Source organism: Streptomyces sp. NPDC093260, assembly GCF_040683715.1.
GTDB classification, from domain to species: domain Bacteria; phylum Actinomycetota; class Actinomycetes; order Streptomycetales; family Streptomycetaceae; genus Streptomyces; species Streptomyces sennicomposti.
The window spans coordinates 1-19144 of record NZ_JBFBEK010000007.1 but is presented as its reverse complement, the minus strand read 5'-3'; the positions used below and the strand labels follow the sequence as shown (position 1 = coordinate 19144).

General features: G+C 73.1%; 16 protein-coding genes and 1 riboswitch. Of the genes, 10 read left to right on the top strand and 6 right to left on the bottom strand.

Annotated elements, in window-relative coordinates:
- Window positions 1–190: 190 nt before the first annotated feature.
- The 5 genes from AB0N63_RS10955 to AB0N63_RS10935 all read left to right on the top strand — a co-directional run bounded on the left by AB0N63_RS10955 (window position 191) and on the right by AB0N63_RS10935 (window position 7347).
- Window positions 191–1543, top strand: coding sequence for a sensor domain-containing protein (locus tag AB0N63_RS10955; RefSeq protein ID WP_365527101.1), 1353 nt, complete (start codon window positions 191–193; stop codon window positions 1541–1543).
- A 166-nt stretch (window positions 1544–1709) separates the two neighbouring features.
- Complete coding sequence (locus tag AB0N63_RS10950; RefSeq protein WP_365527098.1) at window positions 1710–3089, top strand: sensor domain-containing protein; 1380 nt, start codon at window positions 1710–1712, stop codon at window positions 3087–3089.
- 343 nt (window positions 3090–3432) lie between these two features.
- On the top strand, window positions 3433–4092 hold the full coding sequence (locus tag AB0N63_RS10945; RefSeq protein WP_365527587.1) for a response regulator transcription factor: 660 nt from the start codon (window positions 3433–3435) through the stop codon (window positions 4090–4092).
- A 254-nt stretch (window positions 4093–4346) separates the two neighbouring features.
- Window positions 4347–6275, top strand: coding sequence for a 2-oxoacid:acceptor oxidoreductase subunit alpha (locus AB0N63_RS10940; RefSeq protein WP_365527096.1), 1929 nt, complete (start codon window positions 4347–4349; stop codon window positions 6273–6275).
- Complete coding sequence (locus AB0N63_RS10935) at window positions 6268–7347, top strand: 2-oxoacid:ferredoxin oxidoreductase subunit beta (protein WP_365527094.1); 1080 nt, start codon at window positions 6268–6270, stop codon at window positions 7345–7347. Before AB0N63_RS10940 ends, AB0N63_RS10935 begins: the two co-directional genes overlap by 8 nt.
- 113 nt (window positions 7348–7460) lie before the next feature.
- Here AB0N63_RS10935 and AB0N63_RS10930 read toward each other — a convergent pair whose 3' ends face one another.
- Entirely contained in the window at window positions 7461–7934 is a 474-nt protein-coding gene (locus AB0N63_RS10930; protein WP_365527091.1) for a helix-turn-helix domain-containing protein, read from the bottom strand.
- A 91-nt stretch (window positions 7935–8025) separates the two neighbouring features.
- Between AB0N63_RS10930 and AB0N63_RS10925 the strand changes: the two genes are divergently transcribed.
- From AB0N63_RS10925 to AB0N63_RS10915, 3 genes are all read left to right on the top strand, one after another.
- On the top strand, window positions 8026–8880 hold the full coding sequence (locus AB0N63_RS10925; protein WP_365527089.1) for an SDR family oxidoreductase: 855 nt from the start codon (window positions 8026–8028) through the stop codon (window positions 8878–8880).
- Between the two features lie 134 nt (window positions 8881–9014).
- Window positions 9015–10040, top strand: coding sequence for an EamA family transporter RarD (gene rarD, locus AB0N63_RS10920; RefSeq protein WP_365527086.1), 1026 nt, complete (start codon window positions 9015–9017; stop codon window positions 10038–10040).
- 125 nt (window positions 10041–10165) lie between these two features.
- On the top strand, window positions 10166–10648 hold the full coding sequence (locus AB0N63_RS10915) for a VOC family protein (protein ID WP_365527083.1): 483 nt from the start codon (window positions 10166–10168) through the stop codon (window positions 10646–10648).
- 115 nt (window positions 10649–10763) lie between these two features.
- Here the strand turns inward: AB0N63_RS10915 and AB0N63_RS10910 are convergent, their stop codons facing one another.
- Entirely contained in the window at window positions 10764–12146 is a 1383-nt protein-coding gene (locus tag AB0N63_RS10910; RefSeq protein WP_365527080.1) for a tetratricopeptide repeat protein, read from the bottom strand.
- Window positions 12147–12323: 177 nt separating this feature from the next.
- On the opposite strand from AB0N63_RS10910, the gene AB0N63_RS10905 reads away from it, so the two are divergent.
- On the top strand, window positions 12324–12917 hold the full coding sequence (locus tag AB0N63_RS10905) for a hypothetical protein (protein WP_365527078.1): 594 nt from the start codon (window positions 12324–12326) through the stop codon (window positions 12915–12917).
- Window positions 12918–13046: 129 nt separating this feature from the next.
- Here AB0N63_RS10905 and AB0N63_RS10900 read toward each other — a convergent pair whose 3' ends face one another.
- From AB0N63_RS10900 to AB0N63_RS10885, 4 genes are all read right to left on the bottom strand, one after another.
- The gene (locus AB0N63_RS10900; protein WP_365527076.1) at window positions 13047–13997 is read right to left on the bottom strand and encodes an ABC transporter permease; all 951 of its coding nucleotides are present in this window, start codon (window positions 13995–13997) and stop codon (window positions 13047–13049) included.
- Window positions 13984–15018: an ABC transporter ATP-binding protein gene (locus AB0N63_RS10895; protein ID WP_365527073.1), complete on the bottom strand. Its 1035-nt coding sequence runs from the start codon at window positions 15016–15018 to the stop codon at window positions 13984–13986. The genes AB0N63_RS10900 and AB0N63_RS10895 overlap by 14 nt, the downstream gene beginning before the upstream one ends.
- Window positions 15019–15109: 91 nt before the next feature.
- Window positions 15110–16336, bottom strand: coding sequence for a DUF2092 domain-containing protein (locus AB0N63_RS10890; RefSeq protein WP_365527071.1), 1227 nt, complete (start codon window positions 16334–16336; stop codon window positions 15110–15112).
- Window positions 16337–16677: 341 nt separating this feature from the next.
- The gene (locus AB0N63_RS10885; RefSeq protein ID WP_365527069.1) at window positions 16678–17688 is read right to left on the bottom strand and encodes a polyprenyl synthetase family protein; all 1011 of its coding nucleotides are present in this window, start codon (window positions 17686–17688) and stop codon (window positions 16678–16680) included.
- Between the two features lie 574 nt (window positions 17689–18262).
- Window positions 18263–18458, top strand: a riboswitch (cyclic di-AMP (ydaO/yuaA leader).
- Window positions 18459–18463: 5 nt separating this feature from the next.
- Between AB0N63_RS10885 and AB0N63_RS10880 the strand changes: the two genes are divergently transcribed.
- Complete coding sequence (locus AB0N63_RS10880; protein WP_365527067.1) at window positions 18464–18943, top strand: transglycosylase SLT domain-containing protein; 480 nt, start codon at window positions 18464–18466, stop codon at window positions 18941–18943.
- The last annotated feature ends 201 nt before the right edge of the window (window positions 18944–19144 follow it).

Sequence of the window (19144 nt, the reverse complement as noted above, 5' to 3'; positions counted from 1 at the left end):
TGATGTCGGTGATGCGCGTGCCACGCGTCCGGTGATCCGTACGCACGGGAGTCTAGGCCCTGATAAAGAGCGGGTAAGCAGCCCGTCACAGGGTGGGACGCGGGACGGGGACGGGGTGGGGTTATCCCCCGCCGGACCTGGGCGGCCGCCATCATGGCGTCCGGGCCCGCCGCGCGGCACGCTAGCCCGTATGACCGCACCTATCTCCTCCGCCGCCGGCGCGGCGGCCACCGGCGCCGGGGCCATGGACGAGGGCCAGGGCCGAGCGACCCGGACGGCCCGGATACGGGACCACGGCCGGGACCAGGACCCGGACCACGGCCGGGACCGGAGCCGGGAGGACCGGGACCGGGACGGCCGGGACCGGCTGCCGCCTGCGCGCTTCGCCTACGACCTGCCCACCTGGAAGGAGATCACGCATCTCCTGCTGAACCTGCCGGTGTCGCTGATCGGCTTCGTCTACGTGATGTGCGTGCTGCTCACCAGCAGTCTGCTGACGGTGACCGTGATCGGCTTCCCGATGCTGGCGGCCGGGCTCGCGGGGGCGCGGCAGCTGGGCCGGATGGAGCGGGCCCGGGCGCGGTGGCTGCTCGGGGTGCGGATCGAGGAGCCGAGCCGGCTGCCGCTGGGCCGCACGCACGGCCGGCTCAACCGGCTGTGGCTGACGCTGAAGGACCCGGTGGGCTGGCGCACGGTCCTGTACGACTTCGTCCGGATGCCCTGGGGCGTCGTCACCTTCTGCGTCACCCTGGTCTCCCTGTTCGTGCTGTGGCCGGTGCTGCCGTTCATCGCGCGCGGGCTGACGAACGTGGACCGGGCGATGGTGCGCGCCCTGCTGTCGCCCTCCGACGAGCTGGAGCGGCGGATCGCGGAGCTGGAGTCGGACCGGGGGGTCGTGGTGGACACGGCCGCCGCCGATCTGCGCCGCATCGAGCGTGACCTGCACGACGGCGCGCAGGCGCGGCTGGTGAATCTGGCGATGGGGCTGGGCCTGGCCAAGGAGAAGCTGCTGGAGGGCCAGTCCGACGAGGTGGTCGCCGCGATGGTCGCGGAGGCGCACGGCGAGGTGAAGCTGGCCCTCCAGGAGCTGCGTGACCTGGCCCGCGGCATCCATCCCGCGGTGCTGACCGACCGCGGTCTGGACGCCGCCCTGTCGTCGGTCGCCTCGCGCTGCACGGTGCCGGTGACGGTGACGGCCGATCTGTCCGAACGCCCGGCCGAGGCCATCGAGGGCATCGCCTACTTCACGGTCTCCGAGCTGCTGCAGAACGTCAGCAAGCACAGCGGGGCGCACTCGGCCTCGGTGGAGGTGTGGCGGTCGGGCGACCGGCTGCTGATCCAGGTGCGGGACGACGGCCACGGCGGTGCGCGGCTGGACGGCGGCACGGGCATGCGGGGGCTGGCGGAGCGGCTGGACGCGGTCGACGGGCTGTTCGTCGTCGACTCGCCCGAGGGCGGCCCGACCGTCGTCACGGCGGAACTGCCCTGGCGGGACCGTACGGCCGGCTCCGGCGCGCAGGCGGGCTCCTCCCGCAAGGGGTAGGGAAAACCCCCCGGCCAAGACGCCGACGCGCTCCATGGTCCCGTGACCTGCGCCCGAGCAGGCTGGAGGCAGCACGGGAAGACCACCGCGACCGCACCACGGCACCCTGCCCACGGCACAAGCGGCACAGCGGCACAGCGGCTCACGAGGGGAACGGACGACGTCGATGGCCACCCAGTACGGAACTCGGTTCGGACCGGAACACGGGCGGGGACACGGCCCCGACCACGCGTACGAGTACGGCTACGAGGGCGACGGCCGGCGCCGGCATCTGCTGCCCGCGGGCCTGCGGGCGCCGTTCGAGGGACGGAGCTGGCGGGAGCTGGCGTACGTGCTGCTGAGCCTGCCGATGGGCATCCTGCTCTTCGTCTACGCCGTCACCATGGCCTCACTCGGCGCCGGTCTGCTGGTGACGTTCCTCGGCATCCCGGTGCTGGCGGGCGCGCTGGCCGGCTGCCGGCTGCTCGGCGTGGTGGAGCGGGCGCGGGCGCGCGGGCTGCTCGGCCTGGACGTGGGCGAGCCGGAGCCGCTGCGGGCCAAGGGCCGGGGTGTGCTGGCCTGGACGGGGGCGGTGCTCAGGAGCGGCGCGTCCTGGCGGGCACTGCTCTACGCGGTGGTGCAGTTCCCGTGGGCGGTGTTCTCCTTCGTGGTCGCCGTCGTCTTCTGGACGGTGGGCTGGTCGTTCCTGACGTACCCGCTGTGGTTCTGGGTCTTCCCGATGTGGGCCGGTCAGGGCGGCGTCCAGCTCTACGGCGACGACCACCACAGCGTCTACCTCGACAACCCGTTCGAGATCGCGGTGACCGCGCTGGTGGGGCTGCTGCTGACGCTGGCCACGCCGTGGATCGTGAGGGCGCTGACGACGGTGGACCGGGTGCTGGTGCACGGGCTGCTCGGGCCGTCGCGGCTGTCGGCGCGGGTGGTGGAGCTGGAGTCGGACCGGGGGGTCGTGGTGGACACGGCCGCCGCAGACCTGCGCCGCATCGAGCGGGACCTGCACGACGGCGCGCAGGCCCGGCTGGTGGCGCTGGCGATGGACCTGGGACTCGCCAGGGAGAAGCTGGCCGAGGACCCGCGGGCGGCGGCGCGGATGGTGGACGAGGCGCACGGCGAGGTGAAGACGGCGCTCCAGGAGCTGCGCGACCTGGCCCGCGGCATCCACCCGGCGGTGCTGACCGACCGCGGTCTGGACGCGGCGCTGTCCTCGGTGGCCTCGCGCTGCACGGTGCCGGTGACGGTCGAGGTGGACCTGGCCGAGCGGCCGGCCCCGGCGATCGAGGGCATCGCCTACTTCACGGTCTCCGAGCTGCTGCAGAACGTCAGCAAGCACAGCGGCGCCCGGTCCGCGGCGGTGGACGTGTGGCGCTCCGAGGACCGGCTGATGCTCCAGGTCACGGACGACGGGTACGGGGGCGCCGAAGCCGCCGCGGGTTCGGGGCTGGCGGGGCTGGCCGAGCGGCTGGACGCGGTGGACGGCATCCTGCTGGTCGACTCGCCGGCCGGCGGGCCCACCCGGGTGACGGCCGAGCTGCCCTGGCGGCGCTGAACCCTCCGGGCACCCCGGAGAGTCCGGCTGGATCCTCCGGGTTCCCGGAGCCGTACAGCTGGACTCTCCGGGTTCCCAAGGCTTTTGAACGTCGTACGACATGGGGGCGCACCGGTCCTGGCCTGGTGCGCCCCTGAGAGGTGCCCCCTCAAGCCCCCGGGTCACGCCCCTTGCGCGCCCCCGAGACGTTGCCCCGCACGGCCCCCAGAAGCCCCTGACTTCGCTGGTCCCGGGCGTGCCGCGGTCCCGATGCTGGAATGCTGGACCCTGTGCCGCCGTCCGTGCGGACGGCGCGGGCGGCCGGGAACGAGGCTGTGGGGGGCCGAGGAACGTGGAGGACAGGGTGCGGGTGGTCATCGCCGAGGATTCGGTGCTGCTGAGAGAGGGCCTGACCCGGTTGCTGACCGACCGGGGGCATGACGTGGTGGCCGGGGTCGGGGACGCCGAGGCGCTGATCAAGACCGTCACCGAGCTGTACGACGCGGGCGAGCTGCCCGACGTCGTCGTGGCGGACGTGCGGATGCCGCCGACGCACACCGACGAGGGGGTGCGGGCGGCGGTGCGGCTGCGCAAGGCGCACCCGGAGCTGGGCGTGCTGGTGCTCTCGCAGTACGTCGAGGAGCGGTACGCCACCGAGCTGCTGGCCGGGTCCAGCCGCGGGGTCGGCTATCTGCTCAAGGACCGGGTCGCCGAGGTGCGGGAGTTCGTGGACGCGGTGGTCCGGGTGGCCGAGGGCGGTACGGCGCTGGACCCCGAGGTGGTCGCACAGCTGCTCGGCCGCAGCCGCAAGCAGGACGTGCTGGCCAACCTGACACCTCGGGAGCGGGAGGTCCTGGGGCTGATGGCCGAGGGGCGGACCAACTCGGCGATCGCCCGGCAGCTGGTGGTGAGCGACGGCGCGGTGGAGAAGCACGTCAGCAACATCTTCCTGAAACTGGGTCTGGCGCAGAGTGACGGGGATCACCGGCGTGTTCTCGCCGTCCTCACCTATCTGAACTCCTGACCGGTTGACACTGAGTCAGTAGCGGGAGGTGCGGGCCGTTCACCAGGGGCGGTGCGAGCAGCGGGCACGGAGCGCTTCGAAGGAGGTCCGGCGGGTCGGCACGGAGTGACGGAGCAAGGCATCGGGACCGGCTCGCGAGCGCGTCCAGCATGCGAAACCGTGCCGGGAAGGCGAACCAGACGGTCGTAGGGTTGAAACCGGGAACGGTCTTCGTGAAGGCCTTTCCAAAGCCGCCTCGAAGGAGGTCCAGTTCAGTGACCAGCCAGGTCAGCAGTCCAACGGAACAGGCCGACGGAGCCGTCCTAGGAGAGCAGCGCGAGGCGGCCGGAACGAAGGACGTCCGCCGTCTGGAGCGGGTGATCATCCGCTTCGCGGGCGACTCGGGCGACGGCATGCAGCTCACCGGCGACCGGTTCACCTCGGAGACGGCGTCCTTCGGCAACGACCTGTCGACGCTGCCGAACTTCCCCGCCGAGATCCGCGCCCCCGCCGGCACGCTGCCCGGCGTCTCCTCCTTCCAGCTGCACTTCGCCGATCACGACATCCTCACCCCCGGCGACGCCCCCAACGTGCTCGTCGCGATGAACCCCGCCGCCCTGAAGGCGAACATCGGCGACCTGCCGCGCGGCGCGGAGATCATCGTCAACACCGACGAGTTCACCAAGCGCGCCCTGCAGAAGGTCGGCTACGCGGCGTCCCCGCTGGAGGACGGCTCGCTGGACGGCTACCAGCTGCACCCGGTGCCGCTGACCACGCTGACCGTGGAGGCGCTCAAGGAGTTCGACCTCTCCCGCAAGGAGGCCGAGCGCAGCAAGAACATGTTCGCGCTGGGGCTGCTGTCGTGGATGTATCACCGGCCCACGGAGGGGACGGAGAGGTTCCTGCGGTCGAAGTTCGCGAAGAAGCCGGACATCGCGGCGGCGAACATCGCGGCGTTCCGGGCGGGCTGGAACTTCGGCGAGACGACCGAGGACTTCGCCGTCTCCTACGAGGTGGCGCCGGCCGCGCAGGCGTTCCCGGTAGGCACCTACCGCAACATCTCCGGCAACCTCGCCCTGTCCTACGGCCTGGTGGCGGCCTCCCGGCAGGCCGACCTGCCGCTGTACCTGGGCTCCTACCCGATCACGCCCGCCTCGGACATCCTGCACGAGCTGTCCAGGCACAAGAACTTCGGCGTGCGCACCTTCCAGGCCGAGGACGAGATCGCCGGCATCGGCGCGGCCCTCGGCGCCGCCTTCGGCGGTGCGCTGGCCGTCACCACCACGTCGGGTCCCGGGGTGGCGCTGAAGTCGGAGACCATCGGCCTGGCGGTGTCGCTGGAGCTGCCGCTGCTGATCGTGGACATCCAGCGCGGCGGCCCCTCCACGGGTCTGCCGACCAAGACCGAGCAGGCCGATCTGCTGCAGGCGATGTACGGCCGCAACGGCGAGGCCCCGGTCCCCGTCGTCGCGCCGCGCACCCCCGCCGACTGCTTCGACGCCGCCCTGGAGGCGGCCCGTATCGCGCTGGCCTACCGCACGCCGGTGTTCCTGCTCTCGGACGGCTACCTGGCCAACGGCTCCGAGCCCTGGCGCATCCCGGAACTGGACGAGCTGCCCGACCTGCGGGTGCAGTTCGCGACCGGCCCCAACCACACCCTCGCCGACGGCACCGAGGTGTTCTGGCCCTACAAGCGCGACGCCAGGACCCTGGCCCGCCCCTGGGCGATCCCGGGCACCCCGGGCCTGGAGCACCGCATCGGCGGCATCGAGAAGCAGGACGGCACCGGCAACATCTCCTACGACCCGGCCAACCACGACTTCATGGTCCGCACCCGCCAGGCCAAGGTGGACGGCATCGAGGTCCCGGACATCGAGGTCGACGACCCGGACGGCGCGCGCACGCTGGTCCTCGGCTGGGGGTCGACGTACGGGCCGATCACGGCGGCGGTGCGCCGGCTGCGCACCGCCGGCGAGGCGATCGCACAGGCCCACCTGCGCCACCTGAACCCGTTCCCGAAGAACCTCGGCACGGTTCTCGAACGCTACGACAAGGTCGTCATCCCCGAGATGAACCTCGGCCAGCTCGCCACCCTGGTCCGGGCGAAGTACCTGGTGGACGCCCACTCCTACAACCAGGTCAACGGCATGCCGTTCAAGGCCGAACAGCTCGCCACGGCTCTCAAGGAGGCCATCGATGGCTGAGACGTCCACCCCCACGGGGGACACCGTCCAGGCGCTCTCGCTGGTGCCCAAGGCCGAGGCCAGGCAGTCCATGAAGGACTTCAAGTCCGACCAGGAAGTGCGCTGGTGCCCGGGCTGCGGCGACTACGCCATCCTCGCCGCCGTCCAGGGTTTCATGCCGGAGCTGGGCCTGGCCAAGGAGAACATCGTCTTCGTCTCCGGCATCGGCTGCTCGTCCCGCTTCCCGTACTACATGAACACCTACGGGATGCACTCCATCCACGGCCGCGCCCCGGCCATCGCCACCGGTCTCGCCACCAGCAGGCGCGATCTGAGCGTGTGGGTGGTCACCGGTGACGGCGACGCCCTCTCGATCGGCGGCAACCACCTCATCCACGCCCTGCGCCGCAACGTCAACCTGAAGATCCTGCTGTTCAACAACCGGATCTACGGCCTGACCAAGGGCCAGTACTCGCCGACCTCCGAGATCGGCAAGATCACCAAGTCGACGCCGATGGGCTCGCTGGACGCACCGTTCAACCCGGTCTCGCTGGCCCTCGGCGCCGAGGCGTCCTTCGTGGCGCGGACCATCGACTCCGACCGCAAGCACCTGACCGAGGTACTGCGGCAGGCCGCGGCCCACCCCGGCACCGCGCTCATCGAGATCTACCAGAACTGCAACATCTTCAACGACGGCGCCTTCGACGCGCTGAAGGACAAGCAGCGCGCCGAGGAGGCGCTGATCCGGCTCGAACACGGGCAGCCGATCCGGTTCGGCCCGGACGGCAGCCGAGGTGTCGTGCGCGACGCGCGCACCGGCGACCTGGAGGTGGTCGCCGTGACGCCGGAGAACGAGGCCGACATCCTGGTCCACGACGCGCACGCCGCCTCTCCGACCACCGCCTTCGCGCTGTCCCGGCTGGCCGACCCGGACACCCTGCACCAGACCCCGATCGGCGTCCTGCGGTCCGTCGAGCGCCCGGTCTACGACACGTTGATGGCCGACCAGCTCGACACGGCGGTCGAACAGCGCGGCAAGGGCGACCTGGCCGCCCTGCTGGCCGGCGGCGACACCTGGACGGTCGTGGGCTGAGACGCCGTCCGGTCGCCGGTGCGCCGCCCCCCTCCAGCGGTACGGCGCACCGGTGCGGCAACTCACCGGTGCGTACGGCTCACCGGTCGGTACGGGTCACCGGTGTGTACGGCTCACCGCTGGACGCGGTTCACGAGGCCCGGGCCGCGAGACGAATTCGCGGCCCGGGCCTCGTCGTACGCCCGGCGGGCGCGTTCGACGTCCGCCATGCGGTGCTCGGTCCAGCGGGCCAGGGTGCGGACCTGTTCGGCGGCCTCGCGGCCGAGGTCGGTGAGGGAGTAGTCGACGCGCGGCGGGATCACGGGCTTGGCGTCCCGGTGGACCAGGCCGTCGCGCTCCAGGGTCTGGAGCGTCTGGGTCAGCATCTTCTCGCTGACCGGCCTCCCGCTCACCTTGCCGATGGCGCGGCGCAGCTCGCTGAAGCGGTGCGGGCGCTCCAGCAGTTCGATCAACGCGAGCACGCCCCAGCGGCTGGTGACGTGCTCCAGGACCAGCCGGTGCGGGCACACGGCCACCGGATCGGCGTCCCTGCGCGCGGCTTCCGCCGTCTTCCCCGTGCTCGCCGTCTCCCGCATGCTCACCGTCATGCACGTACCTTACTTCAAAGTGGGTACTTACGAACAGTTAGTGCACCTCCTAGGGTGAGTGTCAGAAGCCACCCACAAGGAGATTCACCTCATGAGCATCGTCGTCACCGGGGCCACCGGGCACCTCGGCCGCCTCGTCGTGGAGCAGCTGCTGGAGAAGGTTCCGGCCGACCAGGTCACCGCCGTGGTCCGCACCCCGGAGAAGGCCGCCGACCTCGCCGAGCGCGGGGTGCGCATCGCGGTCGCCGACTACAACGCGCCCGAGACCTACGACGGCGTGTTCGCGGCCGGTGACAAGGTGCTGCTGATCTCGGGCAACGAGTTCGACAAGGGCCGCGTCCAGCAGCACCGGGTCGTCATCGACGCCGCCAAGGCGGCCGGCGTCGCCCTGCTCGCCTACACCAGCGCCCCCGGCTCCCTGAAGGCCGCTCTCGCCGACGACCACCGAGGCACCGAGGAGGTGCTGCTCGCCTCCGGGCTGCCGTACACGCTGCTGCGCAACGGCTGGTACCACGAGAACTACACCGAGAGCCTCGCCCCGGTGCTGGAGCACAACGCGGTCGTGCACGCCGCGGGCGCCGGCCGGCTGTCCTCCGCCTCGCGCGCCGACTACGCCGCTGCGGCCGTCGCGGTGCTCACCGGCGAGGGCCACGAGAACCGGACGTACGAGCTGGGCGGTGACGTGGCCTGGGACTTCACCGAGTTCGCCGCCGAGCTGAGCCGGCAGACCGGCAAGGAGATCGCCTATCGGCAGGTGAGCGTCGAGGAGTTCCAGGGGATCCTCGTCGGCGCCGGGCTGCCCGAGCCGGTGGCCGCGATCATCGCGGGCGTGGACGCCTCCATCGAGAAGGGCGAACTGGTGGTGGACGGCGGCGACCTGTCCCGGCTGATCGGCCGTCCCACCACTCCCCTGGCCGACGCGATCGCCGCGGGCCTCAAGGGCTGAGCGGCCGCGGCCGGACGCCGGAGTCCCACGACCCCCGCCTGTCATGACCGTATGACGATACGGGCATGACAGACGGGGGCGTCCGGCGCTACCTTCTTGCTTGCTGTACGCACAGCGGGCGAGAAGGAGGGGCCGTGACCGACAAGCGGAGCGGCGAGAAGCGCACAGGACTGCTGAACGGTTTCGCGGCCTACGGGATGTGGGGCCTGGTGCCCCTGTTCTGGCCGCTGCTCAAGCCGGCCGGCGCGGCGGAGATCCTCGCCCACCGGATGGTGTGGTCGCTCGCCTTCGTGATCGTGGCTCTGCTCGCCGTCCGGCGCTGGGCTTGGGCCGGGGAACTGCTGCGCCAGCCGCGCAGGCTGGCCATGATCGTGGTCGCCGCCGCGGTGATCACCGTCAACTGGGGCGTCTACATCTGGGCCGTCAACAGCGGCCACGTGGTCGAGGCGTCCCTCGGCTACTTCATCAACCCGCTGGTCACCATAGCGATGGGCGTGCTGATCCTGAAGGAGCGGCTGCGGCCCGTGCAGTGGGCTGCGGTCGCCACCGGCGCGGCCTCCGTGCTGGTCCTGGCCGTCGGCTACGGGCAGCCGCCGTGGATCTCCCTGTGCCTCGCCTTCTCCTTCGCCACGTACGGTCTGGTGAAGAAGAAGGTCAACCTGGGCGGCGTCGAGTCGCTGGCCGCCGAGACGGCGGTGCAGTTCCTGCCCGCGCTCGGCTATCTGCTGTGGCTGGGCGCGCACGGCGAGGCGACGTTCGCGGGCGAGGGCGCCGGGCACGCGGCGCTGCTCGCCTCCACCGGAGTGGTCACCGCGCTGCCGCTGGTCTGCTTCGGCGCGGCCGCGATCCGGGTGCCGCTGTCCACGCTGGGGCTGCTCCAGTACCTCGCCCCGGTCTTCCAGTTCGTGCTCGGCGTCGTCTACTTCCACGAGTCGATGCCGCCTGCGCGGTGGGCGGGCTTCGCCCTGGTCTGGCTGGCGCTGTCGATGCTGACCTGGGACGGCCTGCGCACGGCCCGCCGCTCGGCCCGCCTCAGGGCGGAGGCGGTGACCAGGGCGCGGGCCCTCGGGGCCGCCGGGGCCCTGGCCGGTACGGCCGGTTCCGCCGGGACCGGGGCGGCGGACGGTCCCCGGTCGAGCACCGATCCCGTGGAGGCGTAGCCGCCTCGGGCGTGTCCGTTCGCGCGGGCGGTGCGCCCGCACCGTCCTCCCGTCCCGCCGACGCGGTCGGCCTCCGTGGGTGAACAAGCGGCGGGAGTGCGCGGCGCGGCACTATAAAGGGCTGCATGACACAGACGCCCGCGACGCCCGACGCCCCCGCACCGGTGCACTGGAAGCTCGTCATCGACTCCGCCGACCCGCACGCACAGGCCGACTTCTGGGCCGCCGCGCTGCACTACGAGGTCGAGGACAACAGCGCGTTCATCGAGCGGCTGCTGGAACTCGGCGCGCTGCCGGGCGAGGCCACCGTCGAGTTCCACGGCCGCCCGGCCTTCCGGGACCTGATCGGCGTACGGCATCCCGACGACCCGTACGACCTGGAGCGGGGCACGGGGCTGGGACGGCGGCTGCTGTTCCAGCGGGTGCCGGAGCCGAAGTCCGGCAAGAACCGGCTCCACCTCGACCTGCATCCCGGCGAGGGCCGGCGCGCGCAGGAGGTGGAGCGGCTGGAGGCGCTCGGGGCGAGCGTGCTGCGGCACGTGAAGGAACCCGCCGGGGAGTGGACGGTGCTGACGGACCCGGAGGGCAACCAGTTCTGCGTGCAGTGAGGCGGAGACGCGGCTCCTGCGGGGACGGCTCCACGGGAGGCGACTCCCCCGGGGCGCGGCTCCTGCGGAGGCGGGGTCAGTCCTGCGGGCCGCCGGCCTGTCCTCGGGGGGCCGGTCAGTCCTGCGGTCCGGTCGCCTGCCTGCGGGCGCGTTCGGTGAGGCGGTCCATGCGGGCGCGGGCGGACTCCAGTTCGTCCGCGTCCTCGGCGGCCGGGCCGCCCGCCGCGGCGAGTTCGGTCCACAGCCCGATCAGTTCGCGGCCGAGGCCGAGGCCCTGCTCGGGTTCGCGGATCGCGCGCCAGGCCGTGGCCGCGCTCAGGACGTCGCCGTAGGCGCCCTCGGCGTCGCCCGCGCGGCGGTGGGCGCCGGCCAGGTCGAGCGAGAGCCGGAAGGCGTGCAGCGGGTCGCCGGCCAGATAGGCGACGTACGCCGACAGTTCGCGCAGCCGCAGCACCTCGGGGTGGTCCGGGCCGAGCGTGCCGGAGGCCTCCGCGACGGCGGCCGGGGCGAGGGCCGCGGCCTCCTCGATACGGCCGGCCCGGACCGCCTCGTTGACCCGCTCCAGCGGTTCGGCGAGCAGCACGACGCCGCTCGGGCCGCCCGCGTCCCTCGGGTCGTCGCCGAGCACCGCCTCGGCCACCGCGTCGAAGCCGCGGGGCGGGGCGGGCTTGTTGTCGGGGTCGAGGTCGAGATAGGCCTCCGGGTCGACGAGCGCCTTCGCGGGACCGGCCGGCCGGGCGCCGGGGAGGGCGGCGGGCTCCGAGACGGCGGGGGCCTTCGGGGTGCGCGCGGTTGCGGGGGCTCGGCCCGGGCCGGCCGACCCGGCGTCCATCACCGGCGGCGGGCCGAACCGCCCGAGCGGAGCGGTGGCCGCACCGGGGAACGCATCGTCGGCCGGGGCGGCGGGCGCGGCGTCGGCGGCCGGGCCGCCGGGCTCGCCGTCGGGCCGCGCCGCCGGGGCCGCGCCCGGCCCGAACGGCGGCTCGGGCTCCCGGGCCGGCTGCGGCACCCGCCGCAGCACGTGCGTGGCCCGGTCCTCGTACGACGGCCCGTCCTGCCGGTGCCGGTGCGGCGCGTCCGGGGACGGCTTGCGCAGGCGTACGGTCCCGGCCGGACGCGCGGCGGGGCCGGCCGGGTCCGCCGGGCCCGTGCGCAGGGGTTCGGCCGTGAAGGCGCTGGAGCCGTCGCCGCTGACCTGGAGGGGGACGACGTAGCCGATGCGTTCGTCGGTGACCGTGGCGAGGACGGGACGGCCGGCGGCGAGGGCGAGGCGGTGCAGGTGGTTCAGCACGGCCTGCTGGATCTCCTCGCCGGGGGCCGACTGGATCCGTACGCCGTCGACCGAGGCCCAGGCCGGAGTGCCGGTCCCGTCCGCGGTCCCGGCGCCGGAGGCGGCTCCGGTCGCGGGCACGTGCACGGCGACCGGCGCCTGCACGGGCGCGGCCGCGCGTGCGGCGCGCTTGTCTTCCCGCTTCTTCTCGCGGCTCAGTCGAGACATCGTCTTCCTCACTCGGATGCGAGCCATCCGGCCCTGCGCGTACTGTCGAGTCTCTCCGCTCGCCTGCGCTTCCCAGGTCACCGCGACGTCACAGACTCGCACCAGGAACCGCGCCCCCGTGACCGGGGTAACGCTCCGAGCGCGACGAACATCGAGACGACGAGGTGGAGAACGGGCATGCGAAGCGGCGTGCGGCAGGGACCGGAGATATGGATCCGCGGGCCGGTGACCGCCCCGCACGCCCACGCGGTCGCCGGCCCCGGCACCGGGGCCGCGGCCGGCGCCGTCACCGGCGCACCCGACCGTGTGCCCGCTCAGGGCGCCGCCATGCCCGCGGGGATGCCGGCCGCGCTGCCCCGGCGGTACTCCTGGGTGGCCACGCACGGCGGCGCCGGCACCACCACGCTCGCCGCGGTCTACGGCGGCCACGACTGCGGGCGCGAGTGGCCCGGGCCCGGCGCGCCGCGCTCGGTGCTGCTGGTCGCGCGGACCCACGCGGCCGGGCTGACGGCCGTGGCCATGGCCGTGGAAACGTTTCGCCGCGGTGAGGCGCCGGCCGGGCTGGACCTGGACGCCGTGGTGCTGGTGGCGGACGCGCCCGGGCGGCTGCCGCGACCGCTCGCCCAGCGGGTACGGCCGCTGGAGGCCGCCATCGACGTCTACCGGGTGCCGTGGGTGCCCGACTGGCGTCTCGGCGACCTGAGCGGCCGCCCGCCGCGCGAGGCCGAGCCGCTGGCCCGTCTCACCGGCGCGGCGGTGCCACGGGTCTGAGGGGGCGTCGGCGCGTGTTCCCGCGCCGGGCCGTCGGGGGTTTCGGCGCGTGCCGCGCTCCCGGGGCCGGCGCGCGCCCTGCCTTCGGGAGCCGGTGACGCCGGGTCCGTGCTCCACCGGCGGCCCCGGCTACGCCGTGATGTCCTTCGTGGTGAACCGGGCCCAGGCCGCCGAGCCGAAGACCGCCGCGTACAGGGCCTGGAGTTCCAGGTTCTTCACCAGACCGTCCCAGTAGACGGGCTCGCGCATGAGGTCGGCGAAGGACAGCCAGTAGTGCGGGAAGAGGTAGGGCTGGATCGCGTGCAACTGCGGGATCTGGTCGAGGATCTGTGCCGTGATCACCAGGCCGACGGTCGTCGCCATGGCCGCGATGCCGCTGTTCGTCAGCGTCGAGACGAACAGACCGAGGGCCGCGAGGCCCAGCAGCGACGCGGCGACGACGAGGGCGATCAGCAGGGCCCGCGCCAGCCCCTCCCCGAAGCCGATCCGGGTGCCGGAGATGGTCGTCAGATCGCCGAGCGGGAAGAGCAGCGCGCCCACGACGAGCGCCGAGACGGCGACGACGAAGGTGGCGGCGAGACAGAAGGCCGTCACCGTGGCGTACTTGGTGAGCAGCAGCCGGGTGCGGCCGGACGGGGCGACGAGCAGATAGCGCAGGGTGCCCGCGCTCGCCTCGCCGGCGATCGTGTCGCCCGCGACCACGCCCACGGCCAGCGGCAGGAACACGGGCAGGGTCGCGGCCAGCGCGGTGAACACCAGGAACAGCCCGTTGTGGGTGATCTGCGCGATGAACGCGGGTCCCTCGCCGCCCCCGCCGCCGTGCGGCCCCGCGTCGCCGCCCGTCTCGATCCGCACGGCCACTCCGACCAGGACCGGTACGGCGGCCAGCACGGCGAGCAGCGCGAGGGTGCGCCAGCGCCGGAAGGTGGTCAGCAGCTCGCTGCGCAGCAGCCCGAGGGTCCACAGCGGCCGCGCGCCCCGCACGCCGGTGCCGTCCGGCGCGTTCGCCCCCGTCGCCCTCCCTGTCGTCCCGGTCGTGGCCGTCGTCCCTGCCGAAGCCGTCGGTTCAGCCCGCGACATCGAATCCCTCCCCGGTGAGCGCCACGAACGCGTCCTCCAGCGAGGGCCGTTCGATCCCGAAGCCGCGGACGCGGACGCCCGCCGTGACCAGCGCCGCGTTCACGTCGGCGAGGTCACGCTCCGGCGGTTCGCCGGTCACCCGGCCGCCGTCGGCCACGACGTCGCCCACGCCCTGTTCCCGCAGCACCCGGGCCGCCTGCGCCGGATCGGGAGTGGTGACCACGAGGCGGCCGCGCGCCCCGGCGGCCAGGTCGGCGACCGGGCCCTGGGTGAGGAGTCGGCCACGCGCCATGACCGCGGCGTGCGTGCACACCTGCTCGATCTCGTCCAGCAGATGGGAGGAGAGGAAGACGGTCGTGCCGTCGGAGGCCAGCTCGCGGACCAGGGTGCGGATCTCGCGCATGCCCTGCGGGTCGAGGCCGTTGGTCGGCTCGTCCAGGACGAGCAGCCGGCGCGGCCGGAGCAGGGCGGCGGCCAGCCCCAGGCGCTGCTTCATGCCGAGGGAGTAGGCACTGGCCTTCTTCCCGGCGGCGGCCGTCAGGCCCACCCGGTCCAGCGCGGCGGCGACCCGGGAGCGCCGGGTGCGGGGGTCGGCGGTCGGGTCGGCGGCGTCCTGGCGCAGCAGGTTGTCGCGGCCGGAGAGGAATCCGTACAGCGCCGGGCCCTCGATGAGCGCGCCGACCTGCGGGAGCACGGTGCGGGCGTGGCGGGGCATGGACCGCCCGAGCACCCGCGCCGTGCCGGAGGTGGGCTCGACGAGCCCCAACAGCATGCGGATGGTGGTGGTCTTGCCCGAGCCGTTCGGGCCGAGGAAGCCGAAGACGCTGCCCGCCGGGACGGTCAGGTCGAGACCGTCCACGGCGAGCTGCCCGCCGCGGTAGCGCTTGGTCAGCGCACGGGTGCGGATGACGCCGTCGGCGTCCCCGTCCCCGCCCGCGCCCGTGTCGCGCGGGGCGGGCGGGGGCGCCTGCGGCGGGGCGGCCCCGTCGCCGTCGACCGACTCGTCCCTCGGCTCGTCCATCGGCTTCCTCGATTCGGTCGGGCCGGTGGCCCGGCCCCGGCCGGGCCACCGGGCTGGCCGTGGCCGGGCCACCGGGCTGGCCGTGGCCGGGTCACTTGCCGGCGTCGGCCGCCTTCACCAGGGCGTCCTTGGTGACCGCGCCGACGTAGACCTTGCCGTCGTCGGTGATCAGGGCGTTGATCAGGCGGGTGGAGAAGACCGTGCCCTTGCCGAATTTTCCGGACACGTGGTCGCCGAGCGAGCCGAGGAAGCCGCCCACGTCGCCCTTGCCGGAGGGCGACGGGACGCCGCCCTTCTCGCCGGTGGCGAAGGTGGCGATCGAGTTCCAGCCCTTGCCGACGACCTTCGCGCCCTCGCCGCCCCCGAGCAGGCCCGCACCCGGGGCGATGCCCTCGTGCGGCGCGTCCGAGGCGTGCTCCCGGGCCGCGGCGCCCTTGTCCTCGGTGACCTTCGCGCCCTTGGGCGGGGTGAAGTCGAAGGTGCTGGCGGCCGGCTTCGCGAAGCCGACCTGGGTGAAGCCGACGTCCACGACGGCGGCGCCACCGCTCGCCGGGGTGAGCGTGAACTTCAGCGGCATCCCCGTCTTGGCGTCCACCGCGATGCTGATCACGCCGACCGTGGTACCGGAGGCGTGCTTGGGCTTGACGACCAGCTTGTAGGCGTCGCGGCCGGCCACCTGGGCGGTGCCGTCGACCGTCACCGAGGTGGTGTCGTCGGCCGCCTTCAGGGCCTCCTCGGCGAAGTCCCGGGGCGTGGCGGGCGTCCCGGCGCGGCCCTTCTCGCCGTCCTTGCCGGCCTGGCCGGCGGTGCCGTGGTAGACCTCGTCGGACTTGCTGTCGTAACCCCAGACGTCCTTGCCGTCGTGGATCAGGCTGTACTCGGCGGCGCTCTCGATCAGCGAGACCCTCTGCCGGTCCGGCCCGTCGGCGGCCACGCGCAGGGTGTGGGTGCCGGAGGCCAGTTCGGTCAGCTTGGCGGACGGGTCGGCGGACGATCCCGAGCCCTTCCCGGCCGCGCCGGAGGCGAGTCCGCTCGCCAGGCCGCCGAGGTCCGGCAGCCCGAGGTCGGTGGTGATCTTCACGGTGCCGGACAGCTGCTGCACGTCCGACTCGGCGATCTTCTGGACGAGTTGCTGCGCGGTGATCTTCGGCAGGTCGGGGTCGCCGGAGTCGGCGAGCGCCGGGACGAGCCCGATGGTCGCCGCCGCCACCCCCACCACCGCGACCGGAACGACGTAGCGCGCGGCCTTGCGCCGCGCCGAGTGCCGCTCCTCGGCCTCCTCGGCGCTCCTGCTGCCGTCGGATTCGTACGGTGCCATGTCTGCCTTACCTCCGTCGTCGGCGGCGGCTGCCCGTCTGCACTGCTCCCACCCCGAGCCGCCATTCTCACCCGAATCGGTGAGGAGTGGTGTGGTCCGTGGTTCCATCTGACCAAATCGGCGGCGACGAAGCGTCAGCCCGCGGAGGCAACTGCGCCTACGCCTGCGGTATGACAACCACGGGCCGCGCCGGCCCGTCCCCTAGGGGATCGGGCGGCGACCACGGCTCGGCCGGGGTGCGGACGCGGGTGACGAGGTACGGACGCCAGTGACGGGCGCGGACGCGGGTGACGACGTGCGGGCGTGCGCGGACGGGGTGCGGGCGCGAGGGGTGAGGCGGCTCAGCCGGCGCGGTGGACGACCGCGTCGCACAGCTGGAGCAGGGCCGCCTTGGCGTCGCACTCCCGCAGCGGGGCCAGTGCCGCGCGCGCCTCCTCGGCGTAGCGCACGGTGTCGCGGCGGGCCTGCTCCAGGGCCGGGTGGGCCCGCAGCGCGGCCAGCGCCTCGGCGTGCCGGGCGTCGTCGCTGAGGTCGGAGTCGAGCAGTTCGCACAGGGCGACGTCCTCGGGCAGCCCGAGTCGCGCCGCGCGCTCGCGCAGCCGCAGCACGGGCAGCGTCGCGATGCCCTCGCGCAGGTCGGTGCCGGGCGTCTTGCCGGACTCGTGCGAGTCGGAGGCGATGTCGAGGACGTCGTCGGCGAGCTGGAAGGCGACGCCCAGCCGCTCGCCGTACTGCGTCAGCACGTCCACGACCGTCTCCTCGGCGCCGGACATCATCGCCCCGAACCGGCAGGAGACGGCCACGAGCGAGCCCGTCTTGCCGCCCAGCACGTCGAGGTAGTGGTCGACGGGGTCGCGGCCGTCCTGCGGGCCGGCGGTCTCCAGGATCTGCCCGGTGACCAGCCGTTCGAACGCCAGCGCCTGCACGCGGACCGCCTCGGGACCGAGGTCCGCGAGGATCTGGGAGGCGCGGGCGAACAGGAAGTCGCCGGTCAGCACGGCGACGGAGTTGCCCCAGCGGGTGTTCGCGCTGGCGACCCCGCGGCGCACCGCGGCCTCGTCCATCACGTCGTCGTGGTACAGCGTCGCCAGATGGGTCAGCTCCACGACCACGGCCGAGGGCACGATCCCCGGCGCGTACGGATCGCCGAACTGCGCCGCGAGCATCACGAGCAGGGGCCGGAACCGCTTCCCGCCCGCCTTGACGAGGTGCTGCGCGGCCTCGGTGATGAAGGGGACCTCGCTCTTGGTGGCTTCGAGCAACCCTTCCTCGACAGCCGCCAACCCGGCCTGGACATCGGCTTCGACAGCCTGGTCCCGCACGCTCAGCCCGAATGGCCCGACGACGGTCACGAGGTGTCTCCTGTCTGCTGGTGTCTGCTGGCGATTACACGGTTTGTCGATAGGTCGCTGCCATCACTCAAGTCAGCGTATCCGGTCAGGTTTCGATCACCGCTAGCGCCCACCGATACAGGCCAGGCGGTATCGGGTCACGCCCGATATACATCCGATCGCCACGTATGAACAGATATACAGCGACTTGCTCCTCCCCTCGCGTGGCCACCCTCCCTCGCACACCTGCCCACAGATACACACGTACGCCAGGGCCAAGGCGTCACCTGACGTGACGACCCTCACATGCGCACACCTATAGACCGATTTAACCGTATTGCCACCCCTGTTCCACTTAGCCGTTATTGCCCACAGTAGGCAAACCGTGAGTTGGGTCACTTCCCAGGGTCGGCGCCGAGCCTGCCGCAGCTCCCTGCTTTTCCGTTCCCGACAGGCCAGTTGAGTCTTGGCAAATGCAAAGGATCAAGCATCCCAAACACCCCAGACCAAGGTCAATTAGGGCGAGGTGTGGTTTCGGCACTTGTTCTGGACATGTGCTCTCGCATACGTTCCGGGCCGTCGGGCGGAACGCCGAATCCTGCCGCCGCCCGAATCCGACGAACCGACAGCCACGGCAGGAGCGGGGGACCCAGGTAAGTCGCCGGGCCGGAGCGTCGTACGTCGTACGCCGCTCCGGAACGGCTCGGGGTGAAGCCGCGCCCTTCGGGGCGCGGCCGGGCACCTCCCCGCCCGAACCCGACAGCTCACCTCGCAGGCGACGGAGAGGAAGTCCCCCATGACCACGAACGGTCACCGTCGTACCCGCACCGCCCGTGTCCTGCGCGCCCTCGCCGCGACCGGCACCGGCGCCGCCGTGCTCGCCGTCCCGCTGATCGGTGCGGGCACCGCCTCCGCGGCCCCGGCCACCACCAAGGCCGTGAGCTCGGTCTCGTACCCGAACAACCTCGACGGCTGGATCCGAGAGTCGCTCGCGATCATGGCGGAGAAGGGCATCCCGGGTTCCTACAACGGCATCCACCGCAACATCATGCGCGAGTCGTCCGGCAATCCGCTGGCCATCAACCTGTGGGACTCCAACGCGGCCAAGGGCATCCCGTCCAAGGGCCTGCTCCAGGTCATCCAGCCGACGTTCAACACGTACCACGTGGCCGGCACGTCGTTCGACATCTACGACCCGGTCGCCAACATCACGGCCGCGTGCAACTACGCGGCGGCGCGGTACGGCTCGATCGACAACGTCTACAGCGCGTACTGATCGAGCCGGGGCGGCCCGCCCCGGCCGTGAGCGCCGGGCCGGCGCTGCGGCGGGTACGGCGGTGCCCGCCGGGCCGAAGGCCCCCGCGACCCGGCGGTCCCGGCGGTCCCGGCGGCCGGGGGGCGCGCGCAGCCCGGGGCGCCCCGGCGCGCGGGCGCGGGGGGCGCGGCGCAGAGGGGGGGGCTGGGGGGCCGGGACGCG

Excerpts from the sequence above, each read along its gene's own strand:
- AB0N63_RS10955 (WP_365527101.1), top strand. The coding sequence starts at position 191 with ATGACCGCACCTATCTCCTCCGCCGCCGGCGCGGCGGCCACCGGCGCC.
- AB0N63_RS10950 (WP_365527098.1), top strand. The coding sequence starts at position 1,710 with ATGGCCACCCAGTACGGAACTCGGTTCGGACCGGAACACGGGCGGGGA.
- AB0N63_RS10935 (WP_365527094.1), top strand. The coding sequence starts at position 6,268 with ATGGCTGAGACGTCCACCCCCACGGGGGACACCGTCCAGGCGCTCTCG.
- AB0N63_RS10930 (WP_365527091.1), bottom strand. The coding sequence starts at position 7,934 with ATGACGGTGAGCATGCGGGAGACGGCGAGCACGGGGAAGACGGCGGAA.
- AB0N63_RS10925 (WP_365527089.1), top strand. The coding sequence starts at position 8,026 with ATGAGCATCGTCGTCACCGGGGCCACCGGGCACCTCGGCCGCCTCGTC.
- AB0N63_RS10915 (WP_365527083.1), top strand. The coding sequence starts at position 10,166 with ATGACACAGACGCCCGCGACGCCCGACGCCCCCGCACCGGTGCACTGG.
- AB0N63_RS10910 (WP_365527080.1), bottom strand. The coding sequence starts at position 12,146 with ATGTCTCGACTGAGCCGCGAGAAGAAGCGGGAAGACAAGCGCGCCGCA.
- AB0N63_RS10905 (WP_365527078.1), top strand. The coding sequence starts at position 12,324 with ATGCGAAGCGGCGTGCGGCAGGGACCGGAGATATGGATCCGCGGGCCG.
- AB0N63_RS10900 (WP_365527076.1), bottom strand. The coding sequence starts at position 13,997 with ATGTCGCGGGCTGAACCGACGGCTTCGGCAGGGACGACGGCCACGACC.
- AB0N63_RS10895 (WP_365527073.1), bottom strand. The coding sequence starts at position 15,018 with ATGGACGAGCCGAGGGACGAGTCGGTCGACGGCGACGGGGCCGCCCCG.
- AB0N63_RS10890 (WP_365527071.1), bottom strand. The coding sequence starts at position 16,336 with ATGGCACCGTACGAATCCGACGGCAGCAGGAGCGCCGAGGAGGCCGAG.
- AB0N63_RS10880 (WP_365527067.1), top strand. The coding sequence starts at position 18,464 with ATGACCACGAACGGTCACCGTCGTACCCGCACCGCCCGTGTCCTGCGC.